Source organism: Pararhodobacter sp. CCB-MM2, assembly GCF_001691415.1.
Classification (GTDB): domain Bacteria; phylum Pseudomonadota; class Alphaproteobacteria; order Rhodobacterales; family Rhodobacteraceae; genus Pararhodobacter.
The window spans coordinates 1-13301 of sequence record NZ_LRRR01000003.1 but is presented as its reverse complement, the minus strand read 5'-3'; the positions used below and the strand labels follow the sequence as shown (position 1 = coordinate 13301).

At 65.1% G+C, this 13301-nt stretch carries 14 protein-coding genes; 8 read left to right on the top strand and 6 right to left on the bottom strand.

Annotated features, from left to right (window positions below):
* The first annotated feature begins 74 nt into the window (after positions 1–74).
* The 3 genes from BCY78_RS04960 to BCY78_RS04950 are packed head-to-tail and all read left to right on the top strand — an operon-like array spanning position 75 to position 2499.
* Positions 75–695: a DUF721 domain-containing protein gene (locus BCY78_RS04960; protein WP_068298720.1), complete on the top strand. Its 621-nt coding sequence runs from the start codon at positions 75–77 to the stop codon at positions 693–695.
* Positions 692–1381 carry a DsbA family protein gene (locus BCY78_RS04955; RefSeq protein ID WP_068298717.1) on the top strand — a complete coding sequence of 230 codons (690 nt, stop codon included), beginning with the start codon at positions 692–694 and terminating at the stop codon, positions 1379–1381. Before BCY78_RS04960 ends, BCY78_RS04955 begins: the two co-directional genes overlap by 4 nt.
* Complete coding sequence (locus BCY78_RS04950) at positions 1378–2499, top strand: CaiB/BaiF CoA-transferase family protein (protein WP_068298716.1); 1122 nt, start codon at positions 1378–1380, stop codon at positions 2497–2499. The genes BCY78_RS04955 and BCY78_RS04950 overlap by 4 nt, the downstream gene beginning before the upstream one ends.
* A 244-nt stretch (positions 2500–2743) precedes the next feature.
* On the opposite strand, the gene htpX is transcribed toward BCY78_RS04950, so the two are convergent.
* The 4 genes from htpX to BCY78_RS04930 are packed head-to-tail and all read right to left on the bottom strand — an operon-like array spanning position 2744 to position 6582.
* Positions 2744–3640 (bottom strand): zinc metalloprotease HtpX, encoded by an 897-nt coding sequence (htpX, locus tag BCY78_RS04945; protein ID WP_068298715.1) that lies wholly within the window; start codon positions 3638–3640, stop codon positions 2744–2746.
* A gap of 55 nt (positions 3641–3695) precedes the next feature.
* Complete coding sequence (locus BCY78_RS04940) at positions 3696–4685, bottom strand: adenosine kinase (RefSeq protein WP_068298714.1); 990 nt, start codon at positions 4683–4685, stop codon at positions 3696–3698.
* On the bottom strand, positions 4682–5326 hold the full coding sequence (gene nth, locus BCY78_RS04935; protein WP_068298711.1) for an endonuclease III: 645 nt from the start codon (positions 5324–5326) through the stop codon (positions 4682–4684). The genes BCY78_RS04940 and nth overlap by 4 nt, the downstream gene beginning before the upstream one ends.
* 38 nt (positions 5327–5364) lie before the next feature.
* Complete coding sequence (locus BCY78_RS04930; RefSeq protein WP_068298709.1) at positions 5365–6582, bottom strand: MFS transporter; 1218 nt, start codon at positions 6580–6582, stop codon at positions 5365–5367.
* Between the two features lie 99 nt (positions 6583–6681).
* On the opposite strand from BCY78_RS04930, the gene BCY78_RS04925 reads away from it, so the two are divergent.
* The 5 genes from BCY78_RS04925 to BCY78_RS25520 all read left to right on the top strand — a co-directional run bounded on the left by BCY78_RS04925 (position 6682) and on the right by BCY78_RS25520 (position 10603).
* Complete coding sequence (locus BCY78_RS04925; protein WP_068298708.1) at positions 6682–7857, top strand: reductive dehalogenase domain-containing protein; 1176 nt, start codon at positions 6682–6684, stop codon at positions 7855–7857.
* 55 nt (positions 7858–7912) lie between these two features.
* Positions 7913–8800 (top strand): bifunctional helix-turn-helix domain-containing protein/methylated-DNA--[protein]-cysteine S-methyltransferase, encoded by an 888-nt coding sequence (locus tag BCY78_RS04920; protein ID WP_233499353.1) that lies wholly within the window; start codon positions 7913–7915, stop codon positions 8798–8800.
* A 109-nt stretch (positions 8801–8909) separates the two neighbouring features.
* Positions 8910–9548, top strand: coding sequence for an OmpA family protein (locus BCY78_RS04915; protein ID WP_068298703.1), 639 nt, complete (start codon positions 8910–8912; stop codon positions 9546–9548).
* Between the two features lie 113 nt (positions 9549–9661).
* The gene (locus BCY78_RS04910; RefSeq protein WP_068298701.1) at positions 9662–10432 is read left to right on the top strand and encodes a FadR/GntR family transcriptional regulator; all 771 of its coding nucleotides are present in this window, start codon (positions 9662–9664) and stop codon (positions 10430–10432) included.
* A gap of 9 nt (positions 10433–10441) precedes the next feature.
* Positions 10442–10603, top strand: a complete 162-nt coding sequence (locus BCY78_RS25520) for a hypothetical protein (RefSeq protein ID WP_158515899.1) — start codon at positions 10442–10444, stop codon at positions 10601–10603.
* 704 nt (positions 10604–11307) lie between these two features.
* On the opposite strand, the gene BCY78_RS04905 is transcribed toward BCY78_RS25520, so the two are convergent.
* The gene (locus tag BCY78_RS04905; RefSeq protein WP_068298699.1) at positions 11308–12417 is read right to left on the bottom strand and encodes a site-specific DNA-methyltransferase; all 1110 of its coding nucleotides are present in this window, start codon (positions 12415–12417) and stop codon (positions 11308–11310) included.
* Positions 12418–12534: 117 nt separating this feature from the next.
* Positions 12535–13185 (bottom strand): ribonuclease HII, encoded by a 651-nt coding sequence (locus BCY78_RS04900; RefSeq protein WP_233499358.1) that lies wholly within the window; start codon positions 13183–13185, stop codon positions 12535–12537.
* Positions 13186–13301: the final 116 nt, after the last annotated feature.

Here is a 13301-nt window from a genome sequence, read left to right as displayed (position 1 = left end):
CTTAGGTCTTGCCCATGGCCTTGGTCGCCGATCTCACTAAGATATAGCCGACTGACAGGAAAGCCCGCCCACCCATGAGCACCGCCCCGGATAAACCCCAGACGCCGCGCAAGAAGTCCTTGCGCCGGATGCGGGGATTCGAACCGGCGGCCGGGCTTCTGCGCGACCCGATCCGCAAGGCGGGCGAGAGCCGTGGCTTTGCCGTGACCCGCCTGCTGACCCATTGGCCGGAAGTGGCGGGTGCCGAGCTGGCGCCACTGTGCCGTCCGGTGAAGGTCAGCTATGCCCAGCAAGGCATGGGCGCGACGCTGACGCTGCTGGCCTCAGGCGCGGCGGCGCCTCTGGTGCAGATGCAGGCCGAGAAACTGCGCGAGCGGGTCAACGCGATCTACGGCTATTCCGCGATCAGCCGGGTCCGCGTGACGCAAAGCTCCAGCCGGGGCCTCGCACCCGGACTGGCCCCTGGTCTGGCCGAAGCGCAACGCCCCTTCGAGGGCCCGAATATCTCCGCCCCGTCCGCACAGGCCATGGAGCGCGCGCGCGCCGTGGTTCAGGGCGCGGTCGACGGGATCACCGACGGCGTGGCCGACAGCGGGCTGAAGGCCGCGCTGGATCGGCTGGCCACCAATCTGTTGATGCGACAGGCCCAGCGCGGATCGAAGGGATCCGGGGCCGAAGGAAAGGAAACGCCATGAAACGACGTTCGCTTCTGCTCTCGGGGGGCGCCGCTGTGGTTGCTGCCGGTGGCTATGCCGGCTTCAACACCCTCACGGGCGGCAACGCGCCCGCGTTGGGCAGCACGCTGATCACCCCGGCCCATGCGCAGGACAGCAGCGACGCCGTCGATACCTCGCGCGTGGCAGAACTGTCGCTGGGCAGCGAAGATGCGCCGGTCACGCTGATGGAATTCGCCAGCTACACCTGCCCGCATTGCGCGCGCTTCCATGCCGAGGTCTGGCCGACCCTGAAGGCCGAGTATATCGACACCGGCAAGGTCCGCTTCATCTACCGCGAAGTCTATTTCGACGCCTATGGCCTCTGGGCTGCGCTTGTCGCCCGTTGCGGCGGCGAGATGCGCTACTTCGGCATCTCGGACATGCTGTATGACGAGCAGAACGAATGGGCCCGTGGCGCCGATGCGACCGCCGTGGCCGACAACCTGCGCCGCATCGGCCGTCGTGCCGGCATGTCGGACGAGCAGCTGAACGAATGCCTTGCCGACCGCGAGCTGGCGACGGCGATGATGCAGGTCTACCAGGAAGGCATGGAAGAATACGGCATCCAAGGGACGCCGTCCTTCGTGATCAACGGCACGACCTATTCCAACATGAGCATCGACGAATTCCGCGAGATCCTCGACCCGCTGGTGGCCGAGGGATGAGTTCCAAGCCGCTTGCGGGCCTTCGCGTCGTCGAACTGGCCCGCATTCTGGCCGGCCCCTGGGCCGGTCAGACCTTGGCCGATCTGGGCGCCGAGGTGATCAAGGTCGAAGCGCCGGAAGGCGACGATACCCGCCAGTGGGGCCCGCCCTTCATTGACCGCGACGGCACCCCCGTCGCGGCCTATTTCCATTCGGCGAACCGGGGGAAACGCTCGGTCACCGCGGATTTCCGCACGCCCGAGGGGCAGGCGAAGGTGCGCGCGCTGCTGGCCGAGGCCGATATCCTGATCGAGAATTTCAAGCTCGGGGGCCTGAAGAAATACGGCCTCGACTACGAGACCCTGAAGCAGGATTTCCCCGGGCTGATCTATTGCTCGATCACCGGCTTCGGGCAGGACGGCCCCTATGCCCATCGCGCGGGCTACGATTACATCATTCAGGGCATGTCCGGGCTGATGTCGATCACCGGCCCGGCTGAGGGCGAGCCGCATCGCGTCGGCGTCGCCGTCACCGACATCTTCACCGGGGTCTATTCGACGACGGCGATCCTGGCGGCGGTGATCGAGCGGATGCGCACCGGCAAGGGCGCCCATGTGGACATGGCTTTGCTGGATTGCGCGGTTTCGGTGATGGCGAACCAGGGGATGAACTACCTGTCCTCGGGCAAGGCGCCGGGCCGGACGGGGAACTGGCACCCGAACCTCGTGCCTTATCAGGTGTTCGAGGTGGCGGATGGCCATATCATCATCGCCACCGGCAATGACGGGCAGTACCAGCGCCTGTGTCAGGTGCTGGATCTGCCCAATCTGGCGCAGGACCCCGAATACCTGCGCAATGCCGACCGGGTCGCCAATCGCGATGCGCTCTGCGCGGTGCTGGGAGGCGCGACGAAGCGTTGGACGAAGGCCGATCTCCTCGCCGCCTGCGAGGGGCAAGGTATCCCTGCCGGGCCGATCAACACGATGGACGAGGTCTTCGCCGATCCTCAGGTGCAGGCGCGAGGGATGCAGCTGGACCTTGGGGTGCATCAAGGCATCCGCTCGCCTTTCGTCATTGATGGCGAGCGCTGCGGGGCGGATCTTCCCGCTCCGGCGCTGGGCGAGGCGGATAAGGGGTAGGGGGCTTTGCCCCCGCCTTCGGCTCCCCCAGGATATTTAGAGCACAAAGACAAACAAGAGCGGCGTGACCCGAATGGATCACGCCGCCGTCTTCGTGCGCGGTCATCGGCGTCCCCGCCTGTACCGCTCGTTCAGCGTCGCGCGTTAACCTTGATGAGATGTTAACGCGCGCGTCTTTGTGCTTCAAATATCCCGGGGGACGAGCCGCAGGCGAGGGGGGCAGAGCCCCCATCCTTCCCCATCGTCAGGCCCAGGGGCCGGGATTGCGCGGGGCGCTCGGGCGCGAACGGGGTGCACCACGCTGGCTCATCTCGGCGGCGAGGGCTTCCAGCGCGGCGATGCGGTTCTCGGTCGCCGGATGGGTCGAGAACAGCTTGTCGCGCGCATGGGCATGCAGCGGGTTGATGATGAACATATGCGCCGTAGCCGGGTTGCGCTCGGCCGCGTCATTGTCGATCCGGGCGGCGTAGCCCTGGATCTTGCGCAGCGCATCCGCAAGCCACAGCGGTTGGCCGACGATCTGGACGCCGATGCGGTCGGCCTCGTATTCCCGCGAGCGCGAGATCGCCATCTGCACCAGAGCCGCCGCCAGAGGCGCGAGGATCATCATCGCGATCATCGCGATCGGATTCTGCCGCTCACGCGAGCCGCCGAAAAACATCGCGAAATTGGCCAGCATCGAAATCGCACCGGCGAAAGTCGCGGTGATCGTCATCGTCAGCGTGTCGTAATTCTTGATATGCGCCAGCTCATGCGCCACGACCGCTGCCACCTCGTCTCGTGACAGCCGCTCCATCAGCCCGGTCGAGACCGCAACGGCGGCATTGTCCGGGTTTCGGCCGGTAGCGAAGGCGTTGGGCTGGTCGCTTTGGATGATGTACACGGCGGGCGTCGGCAGCTCGGCGCGCTGGGCAAGCTCCATCACCATTTGCTGCAACTCGGGCGCGGTATGGGCGTCGACCGGGCGGGCGTTGTGCATCCGCAGCACCGCCGAATCCGAGTTCCAATAGGCGAAGGCGTTCATGCCCACCGCCACCACCAGCGCGATCACCGTGCCGTAGCCGCCCCCCAGGATGTAACCCACGCCGAGGAACAGGGCGGTCATCGCCGCCATCAGGATACCGGTCTTGACGTAACCCATGATGCACTCCGTCTTTACACGGTTTGATATGGGGGCGCTCAGGCCCCCTGCAAGATCAGACCAGACCTTCGCCCTTGAACAGCGCCAGCACGTTCGCGCGAGGGCGGGCGCCGATATGGCCGATCACCTCGGCCGCGGCGATGTTGCCCATGCGGCCACAGGTCTCCAGCGAATGGCCGGTGACGAAGCCATAGAGGAACCCGGCCGCGAATTGGTCGCCCGCACCGGTGGCATCGACCGGGGTCACGGACCGCACGGGGGCCTCGACGCGGTGGCCATCGTTGATCAGCACCACCGGATCGCCCGAGCGGGTGCAGACCACGACCTTGCAATCGGCCTGGGCCAGCGCCAGCGCCTCGTCCAGATCGTTGACCTGATAAAGCGAGGTCCATTCCTTCTCGTTGCCGATCACGTAATCCATCTCGTTCGCGACCAAGCGGCGGAAGTCGGCGCGGTGGCGGTCGACGCAGAACGGGTCGGACAGGGCGATACCGACGCGGCCGCCGCCCTTGTGGCAGGCGCGGGCGGCCTTGAGGAAGGCTTCCTTGCCCTTGTCCTTGTCGAAGAGATAGCCCTCGAGGAAGACGACCTCGCTATCGGCCATCACGGCCTCGTCGACATCGTCGGGGCCGACCTCGGAGGAGATGCCGAGATAGGTGTTCATCGACCGCTCGCCGTCGGGCGTGACGAAGATCATCGAGCGCGAAGTCGGCAGCTCGCCACCCACCACAGGCGGGTTGACGAAGGCGGTGCCGGTGCGTTCGGTGTCCTGCGCGAAGAAGCGGCCAAGGCTGTCATCGCGCACGCGACCCACCAGCGCGGTCTTCAGACCCAAAGCACCGACGCCGGCGATGGTGTTGCAGACCGAGCCCCCCGAGGCCTCCTGCCGGTCGCGCATGGCGCCGAACAGGGTCTCGGCGCGCTCACGCTCGATCAGCTGCATGATCCCCTTGTGGATGCCCATATGGTCGAGGAAATGGTCATCCACGGTAGAGATGACGTCGACGATGGCGTTGCCGATGCCGGCGACTTGGTACTTTTTCACAGGGATTTCTCCTCATAGGGGCAGAGGTCGCGGATCAGGCAGGCGGCGCAATTGGGGCTGCGGGCCTTGCAGACATAGCGACCGTGCAGGATCAGCCAATGATGGGCGTGATGCTGGAACTCGGCGGGGATGTTGTCCTCGATGGCGCGTTCCACCGTCTCGACATCCTTGCCCGGGCAGATGCCGGTGCGGTTGCCGATGCGGAAGATATGGGTGTCGACGGCCTGCGCCGGGACGCCCCACCACATGTTGAGGACCACATTGGCGGTCTTGCGCCCGACGCCGGGCAGCGATTGCAGCGCGGCGCGGGACGAGGGTACCTCGCCGCCGTATTGATCGACCAGAATGCGGGCCATCTTGATGACGTTCTTGGCCTTGTTGCGGAACAGCCCGATCGTCTTGATATGCTCGATCAGCCCTTCCTCGCCCAAAGCCAGCATCTTTTCCGGCGTGTCGGCGATGGGGAACAGGTTCTTCGTCGCCTTGTTCACACCGACATCGGTGGCCTGCGCGGACAGGGCCACGGCGACCAGCAGCGTATAAGCGTTGGTGTGATCGAGCTCGCCCTTGGGTTCGGCCTCCACCGCTTGAAAGCGGGTGAAGATCTCCTTGAGGGTGTTGTAATCGAGTTGCGCGGCCATGTCGGTTCCTTGCCTTGGGCGGGGCCGTCGCGCAAGTCCTAGTCGTCACGCCGGCGCAGCAAACGCCCGATCAGGAAGGAGGTGCGCGGCGTGTAGACATAGGGCGTGTGCTGGACGGGCGTCCGACCGATCCGCATCCGCACAAGGCCGAACAGGATGAGCAGCACATGCGCCAGCGCGATGAAGATGAACATCGAGGCCGGTCCGAAGCCTGAAATCAGCGCGGAAGCGATGACCGGCGACGCGATGGCGCCAACCGCATAGAGGAACATCTGCGCTGCGCTGAGTTCGACGCGTTCGTGTTGCTCGGCGAAGTCATGGGCATGTGCGGTCGAGATCGAATAGATCGGGAAGGTGGTGAAGCCGAAGAAGCCCGCGGCAAGGAAGATCGTCACCACATTGCCGTAAGCCCCGACCATCATGGCGAGGCAGCCGAGGATCGAGCCCACGGAGATCCAGATCAGCACCATGCGGCGGTCGTATTTGTCGGCGATCCAGCCCACCGGGAATTGCGCGAAGGCACCGCCGAGAACATAGGCTGAGAGGAACAGCGCGATCCGGTCGGCCTCGAGCCCCACGGCGATGCCGTAGAGCGGGCCGACCATCCGGAAAGCGGCGCCCGTTACGCCCGAGACGACCACACCCACCGCGCCGAGGGGCGATTTGTCCCAAGCCAGTTTCGGGCGCAGGCGGGGCGCGGCACCGGCGGCGGGGGCTTCCGCGCGGGTCAGCAGCAGCGGGAAGATCGCGAAGCACATGAACAGCGCGAGCAGGTTGTAGCTGGCATAGGCGGCGGGCGGCAGGAAGGCGATCAGCAGCTGCGCCCCGAGATTGCCGGACACGTCCACCATCCGGTAGACGCCCATCGCCCGGCCGCGCGTCTCGTTGGTGACCTTGGATTGCAGCCAGGCCTCGATGATCGTGTAGCAGCCCGCGACCGCCAGACCCGAGAGCATGCGCATCCCCGCCCAGGCCCAGGGATCGGTCCACATCATGTGGGCCAGAATGCCCGTGGTGCCGGCGGCGGTGAAAGCGGCAAAGGCGCGGGAATGGCCGACGGTGCCCATCAGGCGCGGCGCCCACCAGCAGCCGACGAAGAAGCCGAGGAAATGCGCGGAACCCATGGTACCGATCTGCTCGGCGGTGAAGCCAAGCGCGGTGCCGGACAGCGCATCGAGGGGAACGACCCCACCCAGACCCAATTGCAGCAAGAAGACCGAGACGAAAAGCGCCGCAAAGGAGATCAGGAGAGTCATGCGTAGGGTCCGGCCGTTACGTGGCGCCACCTTGGCGCGAGTGCTCGCCTGCGTCCAGAGGCTTTGACAGGTCTCGGCGGGCGCGCGTAGCCTGCCGCCATGACAGAGCTTGGCCACAACCTGCCGCCCGATCCGCTCGACGCCGAAGCCGGGATCGAGCTGACCGCGGATTTCGAGCGCTTCCGCCAGCGCGACGACGTGTTTACGCGGGCGTTTTGGGACCCCGAGGTGCGCTCGAAACAGACGGATGCCTTCTTCGCCAGCTACCGCATCGACGCCAATCCGCGAAAGGGCGAGGGCTTCCAGCAGAAGGATTTCGCACTGAGGAACGCGGCCTGGCTGGTCAGCGATATCGTCTCGAACCGCTCAGCCTCTGAGGGGGTGCGCGAGGGGTTTCAGGCACCGATCCGTGCCGACACGCCCGTCGCGCCGGTGCAGGTGGCGGTCGACGATCCGGCGCAGATGGCGGCCGAGGTGAAGCGGATCGCCAAATTCTTCGGTGCGGATCTCTGTGGGGTGACGGCGTTCGATCCGCGCTGGATCTACGCCACTCAGGTCGATACCCGCGATTTCAGCGAGGCGCCGGTCGATCTGCCGCCGGGCATGACCTCGGTCATCGTGCTCGGCCACCAGATGGACCAGCCCTTGGTACAGACCTATCCCTCGGCGCTGGCGGGTGCTGCGACGGGGCGGGAATACAGCCACGAGGCGGCGATCATCATGCAGCTCGCGGCCTTCATCCGCAATCTGGGCTACGAGGCCGTCGCCTCGATGAACGACACCGGGCTGGTGATCCCCTACGCGGTCAAGGCGGGTCTGGGGGAATACGCGCGCAACCAGCTTGTGATCACACCGGAATTCGGGCCGCGGCTCAGGTTCTCAAAGATCTTCACCAACCTGCCTCTGTCGCATGACGTGCCGAAACCCTTGGGCGTGAAGGCGGTCTGCGATATCTGCACGCGCTGTGCGGACGCCTGTCCGGTCAAGGCCTTGCCCTTGGGCGCGCCCGAGGCGGGCGGGGCCAATCGCAGCGCCATCAAGGGCGTGGTGAAATGGACCTCGGATGCGGAGAAATGCTTCGGCTATTGGGCGAAGCTGGCCTCTGACTGCGCGATCTGCCTGCGGGTCTGCCCGTTCAATCGGGATTTCTCCAAACTTGGAAACCGGCTCTGGCTGAAGCTGGCGCTCTCGCCATTAAGGCGGCTGGCTCTGTGGCTGGATGATCGGTCGGGGCGCGCGAAGCGGTTGAAGCCAAGGGATTGGTGGGCGGGCTGATTGCGCAGGTTCCGGGTCGAGACCCCGCGCGCCGGGGTTTAGGTTGCTCCCGAAGATGAGTATTTTCGACAAGGTGAAAGGGCGCGGGATGGACGGGGCGATGGACGAACAGGCCTATCATTACGGCGTCATCGGACGGGCGATTGCCGAGATCGACGCGGCGGGCGGCGAGCGGGTGTCGCTTGAGGAGTTGGCCGGGCGGCTGGGCATGTCGGCGGCGCATTTCCAGCGCGTCTTCACGCAATGGGTCGGCGTCTCTCCGAAGCGCTATCAGCAATATCTGGCGCTGGGCCATGCGCGCAAACTTCTGGCCGAGCGCTTCACCGTGCTGGAGGCGGCGCATGCCAGCGGGCTTTCCGGGCCGGGGCGGCTGCATGACCTCTTCCTGCGCTGGGAGGCGATGACGCCCGGCGATTATGCCAAGGGCGGCGCGGGGCTGACGATCTACTGGGGTTGGTTCGACAGCCCCTTCGGCGCGATGATCGTCATGGGCACCGAGCGCGGCCTCTGCGGCATGGGTTTCGCCGCCGAGATGGGGGCCGAGGCGGCTTTTGCCGATATGGTTGGGCGCTGGCCCAAGGCAGATTTCGTCGAGGACCCGATGCGGTTGAAGCCCTGGGTGGATTCGGCGCTGGGGCTCGATGGCGATCTGCGCGAGACGCCGCTGTACCTGATCGGCGCGCCGTTCCAGATCAAGGTCTGGGAGGCGCTGCTGTCGATCCCCTCGGGGCAGGTCACGACCTATTCCGAGATCGCCCGCGCCATCGGTCAGCCGACCGCGAACCGCGCGGTCGGCGCGGCGGTAGGGCGCAACCCGATCAGCTGGCTGATCCCCTGCCACCGGGCTTTGGCCAAGTCGGGCGCGCTGACGGGCTACCATTGGGGCATCCCCGTGAAACGGGCGATGCTGGCTTGGGAATCGGCGCGGGCCGAGGCGGTCTGAAGGCAGCAATCCGCCGATCAATCGGAAGTGAGGCGCGCGCGGGGTGTTGCCCATTGTCGCGCGCCCGCGCGCGCCTGTATCCTGCGTCAAATTTGACTGGGAGTAGTCCATGATCTCTTCGAAGGCGTTCGCGGCTTTGGCCGCCCTCTCGCTGGCGGCTGCCTGCACCACCTCCACCGGCGAGCTGAGCCGCACCAACACTGGCGTTCTGACCGGCGCCGTGGCTGGTGGCCTCTTGGGCGCGGCGACGGGCAGCGGTAACCGCACGCCGGAAGTTCTGATCGGGGCCGGCCTCGGCGCCATCGCCGGTGGCGTGATCGGCCAGCATCTCGACCGTCAGGCGGCCGAGCTTCAAGCCTCGCTGGGTTCGAACGCGACCGTGGTCAACACCGGCTCGGAAATCGTCGTGACCATGCCGCAGGACATCCTGTTCGCGACCGACAGCTACACCGTCCGTCCGGATCTGCAGGCGAACCTGCGTGCCGTTGCGTCGAACATCAACAGCTACCCGACCAGCGCCGTGATCATCCGCGGTCACACCGATTCGACGGGTTCGGACGCCTATAACCAGCAACTGTCGATGCGCCGCGCCGATGCGGTCGCGGGCGTGCTGATCTCGTCCGGCGTTCCCGCCGCGCGCGTGCAGGCCGTCGGCATGGGCGAAAGCGCCCCGATCGCCTCGAACGACAGCGCCGCCGGGCGCGCGCAGAACCGCCGTGTGGAAATCACCATCCGCCCGAGCAACTGATCGGCCGCATGAGATTGGAAAGGGGTCGGATCCAGATCCGGCCCTTTTTTTGTGCGAAATCCGTTGCCGGGAATCGCCCGTGGTCATATCTTTTGACCAATCAGGGAGGGATCATGCCGTTTCAGCCGGTTCAACAGGAGAAGCTGTCGCAGGGCGTCGTGCGGCAGATCGAGCTTCTGATCCTGCGCGGGTTGCTGCGTCCGGGCGAGCGCCTGCCGTCCGAACGCGAGATGGCCGAACGTATGGCCGTCAGCCGTCCCTCGTTGCGCGAAGCGATTGCCGAATTGCAGACGCGGGGGCTTCTGGTCAGCCGTGCGGGCTCGGGCGTGTTCGTGGCGGACATGCTGGGATCGGCCTTTTCCGAGCCGCTAATCAAGCTTTTCGCCAGCCATGACGAGGCCGTCTTCGATTATGTCAGCTTCCGCCGCGATCTGGAGGGGATGACGGCCGAACGCGCCGCGCGCTTTGGGTCCGAGACCGATCTGAAGGTCGTGGACACGGTGTTTCGCAAGATGGAAGCGGCCCATGCCAAGCGCAATCCGGCGGATGAGGCGGCGCTGGATGCGGAGTTCCACCTTGCCATCATCGAGGCCAGCCACAACATCATCATGCTGCACATGATGCGGGCGATGTTCAATCTGCTGAAGGAAGGCGTGTTCTACAATCGCCAGCAGATGTATCGCCAGCATTCCACCCGCGAGTTGCTGCTTGACCAGCATCGCGCGATCAACGATGCGCTTCAGGCGCGCGACCCGGTGGCCGCGCGGGCGGCGGCCGAGCACCACATGAGTTTCGTCGAGAGCAGCCTCGACGATCTGCGCAAAGCCGACCGCAACGAAAGCATTGCACGCCTGCGCTACCAGCACGAGCTGGCGCGGGACTGAGAGGATACCATGGTCGATTACAGCAAGTCGGGCGGCCGCACCGCCCCGGGCAAAGCGCCCCGCAACAAGACGGTGAACGAGCATCCCAAGGGGAAGCTGGGCGGCGATACCGACAAGTCGGCGCTGCTGGAGCGGATGAAGAAGGCGGCGGAGAAGGCCAAGAAGGAGTGACGCCGCTCCGCAGCGCAGCGACGGCAGCACTCTTGGTGACCTTCGCTGCGCCGGCTTTTGCGTCCCAGCACGTAGATTGTCCCATCGTCTGGGGAGCCACGATCGAGGCCGTCAGTCAGATTCTGGCACAGAGCGACTTCAAGGGCTCCCTGGCCTTCGCGGATCCGGACGGGGGTGGCTTTGATTGCCTCGGATCTGGCGTCTCTGAGCAGCCGCTTCGGACGCAATCGTTGATCTTGCGGGACATCGTGCGCATAGAGACGAGCCGCGCCGGACAAGCAGACAATCTGCCGGCACCGCTCTGCTCGGTTGTGTCTCACGCAGACCCTGAGCTTGGAAATACGCTTGTCCTGCCAGTCGATCCCGTCGTCTTGAACGGACAACGGTGCCAGCGCAGGCTTCACGCGAGCGTTGAAAGGCTTGCGACGGGTACACATCCGCATCGACCGGCCTTCCCTTAGAACCAGACCCGAAGGTCTGCCGGGGGCCACGCCGCAAAACGGACCTTGACGCGTTCGCAACCACGCTAGAACATAAAAAAACCCCCGGCCGAAGCCGAGGGATAAAGTGGCGTCCGGGACTTGGGGTCCGGACGCTGGCGGTAAACCGTTCTGCGTCATATCCCGGGCCCCTTGGGGCCCGGTTTGTGTTTGCGCCATGCCTCTGCGGGCACGATCCGCGCATTTCCAGCCTCGGGGAGCCGCTTACGCGTGGCGTCCGATTTCCGAGCGGATCTGCTGACGCAGTATATCGATGGGGATGAGCTGACCGTCGCGCTTGAACTGCCAGTAGGTCCAGCCGTTGCACGACGGAGCGCCTTCCAGCGCCGCGCCGACCTGGTGGATGGAGCCGCGATGCGTCTCCGACACCAGCGAGCCGTCCGCCCGCACCTTCGCGGGCTTGCCGCGCGGCGAGACCAGCACTTCACCGGGCCTCAGCATGCCCCGCTCGACCAGCTGGCCGAAGGGAACACGCGGCTCGGCGCGTTTCGAGGTCGAGATCTCGAGCGCCGAAGCGTCGAGCTTGCGCACCTTGTCCAGCCGCTTGAGGGCGGCTGCCCGGTACTCTTCCTCGCGCTCGATGCCGATGAAGTGGCGACCCAGCATCTTGGCGACAGCACCCGTGGTGCCGGTGCCGAAGAACGGGTCGAGGACCACGTCGCCGGGATTGGTCGAGCCGATGAGCACGCGGTGCAGAAGGCTTTCGGGCTTCTGCGTGGGATGGACCTTGTCGCCGTTCTGATCCTTCAGGCGCTCATGGCCTGTACAGATCGGCAGGACCCAGTCCGAACGCATCTGCACGCCTTCGTTGAGCGCCTTCAGGCCCTCATAGTTGAAGGTGTACTTCGACGTCTCGGATTTGGAAGCCCAGATCATCGTCTCATGCGCGTTGGTCAGCCGTTTGCCCTTGAAGTTGGGCATCGGGTTCGACTTGCGCCAGACGACATCGTTGAGCAGCCAGAAACCGGCATCCTGCAGGGCGGTGCCCACGCGGAAGATGTTATGGTAGCTGCCGATAACCCAGATCGCACCATTCGGCTTCAGAAGCCGGCGGGCAGCGTTGAGCCAGCCCCGCGTGAACCGGTCGTAAGCCTCGAAGCTTGCGAACTGGTCCCAATGGTCCGTCACTGCGTCCACGGCCGAATTGTCCGGCCGGTGGAGAGCCCCCTTCAATTGGAGGTTATAGGGTGGGTCTGCAAAGATCAGATCAACGCTGCCTTCCGGCAGGCTGTTCATGATTTCGATGCAATCGCCCGCAAGTATCTGGTCGAGCGGGAGCCTATCGGCCACCGTCGCCCGGGTCTTCGTTGCCATCACTGCCTCATTCCGGGCGCCGGTTTTTTTGATTGGTGGCGCTCCGTTGTGGATAACATGATTCAATCGGGAGTCCGCGTCAATTCCTTATTTGAATCAGTCCCTTATTTTGCGTTCTTAACACAACATCTTGCGTATGGGGGCGAAGGACCGCCTATGATGGGGCGTAACTCCCTGTTCTTGCAGGGCAAGCAGGTGTTGGGGCGAGGGGTAGCCCGCGTTCTTTTCCCAACCATATCCGGGGTTTGCGAGCGAAAGTTCAGACATTGTCCGGTCCCGCGCGACCTTGGCGAGGATCGACGCAGCCGCAATTGACAGGCTTTTGGCGTCCCCTTTCACCACCGTCTCGGCCTTGATCGTCAGGCCCTTGGGCAGGCGGTTTCCGTCGATCAGCGCCATCTCGGGCGTCGTTTCCAGCGCATCCAGCGCGCGGCGCATCGCCAGGTGGCTGGCCTCGAGGATGTTGATTGTGTCGATCTCTTCAACACTGGCATGGGCGACGGCCCAGGCGAGGGCGGTCTCGCGGATCTCGGCATCGAGGCGCAGGCGCGCCTTCTCGCTCAGGCGCTTTGAATCGTCGATGCCCTGCGGCAGGCGGGCCGGGTCCAGGATCACCGCTGCAGCCGTCACAGGGCCCGCCAGAGGGCCACGGCCGACTTCATCGACACCGGCGACCAGCAACAGACCAGAGGCCGTCTCCAGCGAGAAATCGGGGCGGGGGCGATCCGAAGTGGGGGGGAGGGGGATGTGGCGTTGGTGGAAGCGCAGGTCAAACAACAGGAGGGGGGATTTCGCCCGAGGAGTATACAAGCAAAGTAAGTGAGACCAGGGGACCCCTCGCTCGCAAACATGCTGCGTCTCCTGGCTGTCATCACTGCGCATCA

What these genes read in the sequence shown, in the direction of transcription:
- BCY78_RS04960 (WP_068298720.1), top strand. Translation starts at nt 75, where the DNA reads ATGAGCACCGCCCCGGATAAACCCCAGACGCCGCGCAAGAAGTCCTTG.
- BCY78_RS04955 (WP_068298717.1), top strand. Translation starts at nt 692, where the DNA reads ATGAAACGACGTTCGCTTCTGCTCTCGGGGGGCGCCGCTGTGGTTGCT.
- BCY78_RS04950 (WP_068298716.1), top strand. Translation starts at nt 1,378, where the DNA reads ATGAGTTCCAAGCCGCTTGCGGGCCTTCGCGTCGTCGAACTGGCCCGC.
- htpX (WP_068298715.1), bottom strand. Translation starts at nt 3,640, where the DNA reads ATGGGTTACGTCAAGACCGGTATCCTGATGGCGGCGATGACCGCCCTG.
- nth (WP_068298711.1), bottom strand. Translation starts at nt 5,326, where the DNA reads ATGGCCGCGCAACTCGATTACAACACCCTCAAGGAGATCTTCACCCGC.
- BCY78_RS04930 (WP_068298709.1), bottom strand. Translation starts at nt 6,582, where the DNA reads ATGACTCTCCTGATCTCCTTTGCGGCGCTTTTCGTCTCGGTCTTCTTG.
- BCY78_RS04925 (WP_068298708.1), top strand. Translation starts at nt 6,682, where the DNA reads ATGACAGAGCTTGGCCACAACCTGCCGCCCGATCCGCTCGACGCCGAA.
- BCY78_RS04920 (WP_233499353.1), top strand. Translation starts at nt 7,913, where the DNA reads ATGAGTATTTTCGACAAGGTGAAAGGGCGCGGGATGGACGGGGCGATG.
- BCY78_RS04915 (WP_068298703.1), top strand. Translation starts at nt 8,910, where the DNA reads ATGATCTCTTCGAAGGCGTTCGCGGCTTTGGCCGCCCTCTCGCTGGCG.
- BCY78_RS04910 (WP_068298701.1), top strand. Translation starts at nt 9,662, where the DNA reads ATGCCGTTTCAGCCGGTTCAACAGGAGAAGCTGTCGCAGGGCGTCGTG.
- BCY78_RS25520 (WP_158515899.1), top strand. Translation starts at nt 10,442, where the DNA reads ATGGTCGATTACAGCAAGTCGGGCGGCCGCACCGCCCCGGGCAAAGCG.
- BCY78_RS04905 (WP_068298699.1), bottom strand. Translation starts at nt 12,417, where the DNA reads ATGGCAACGAAGACCCGGGCGACGGTGGCCGATAGGCTCCCGCTCGAC.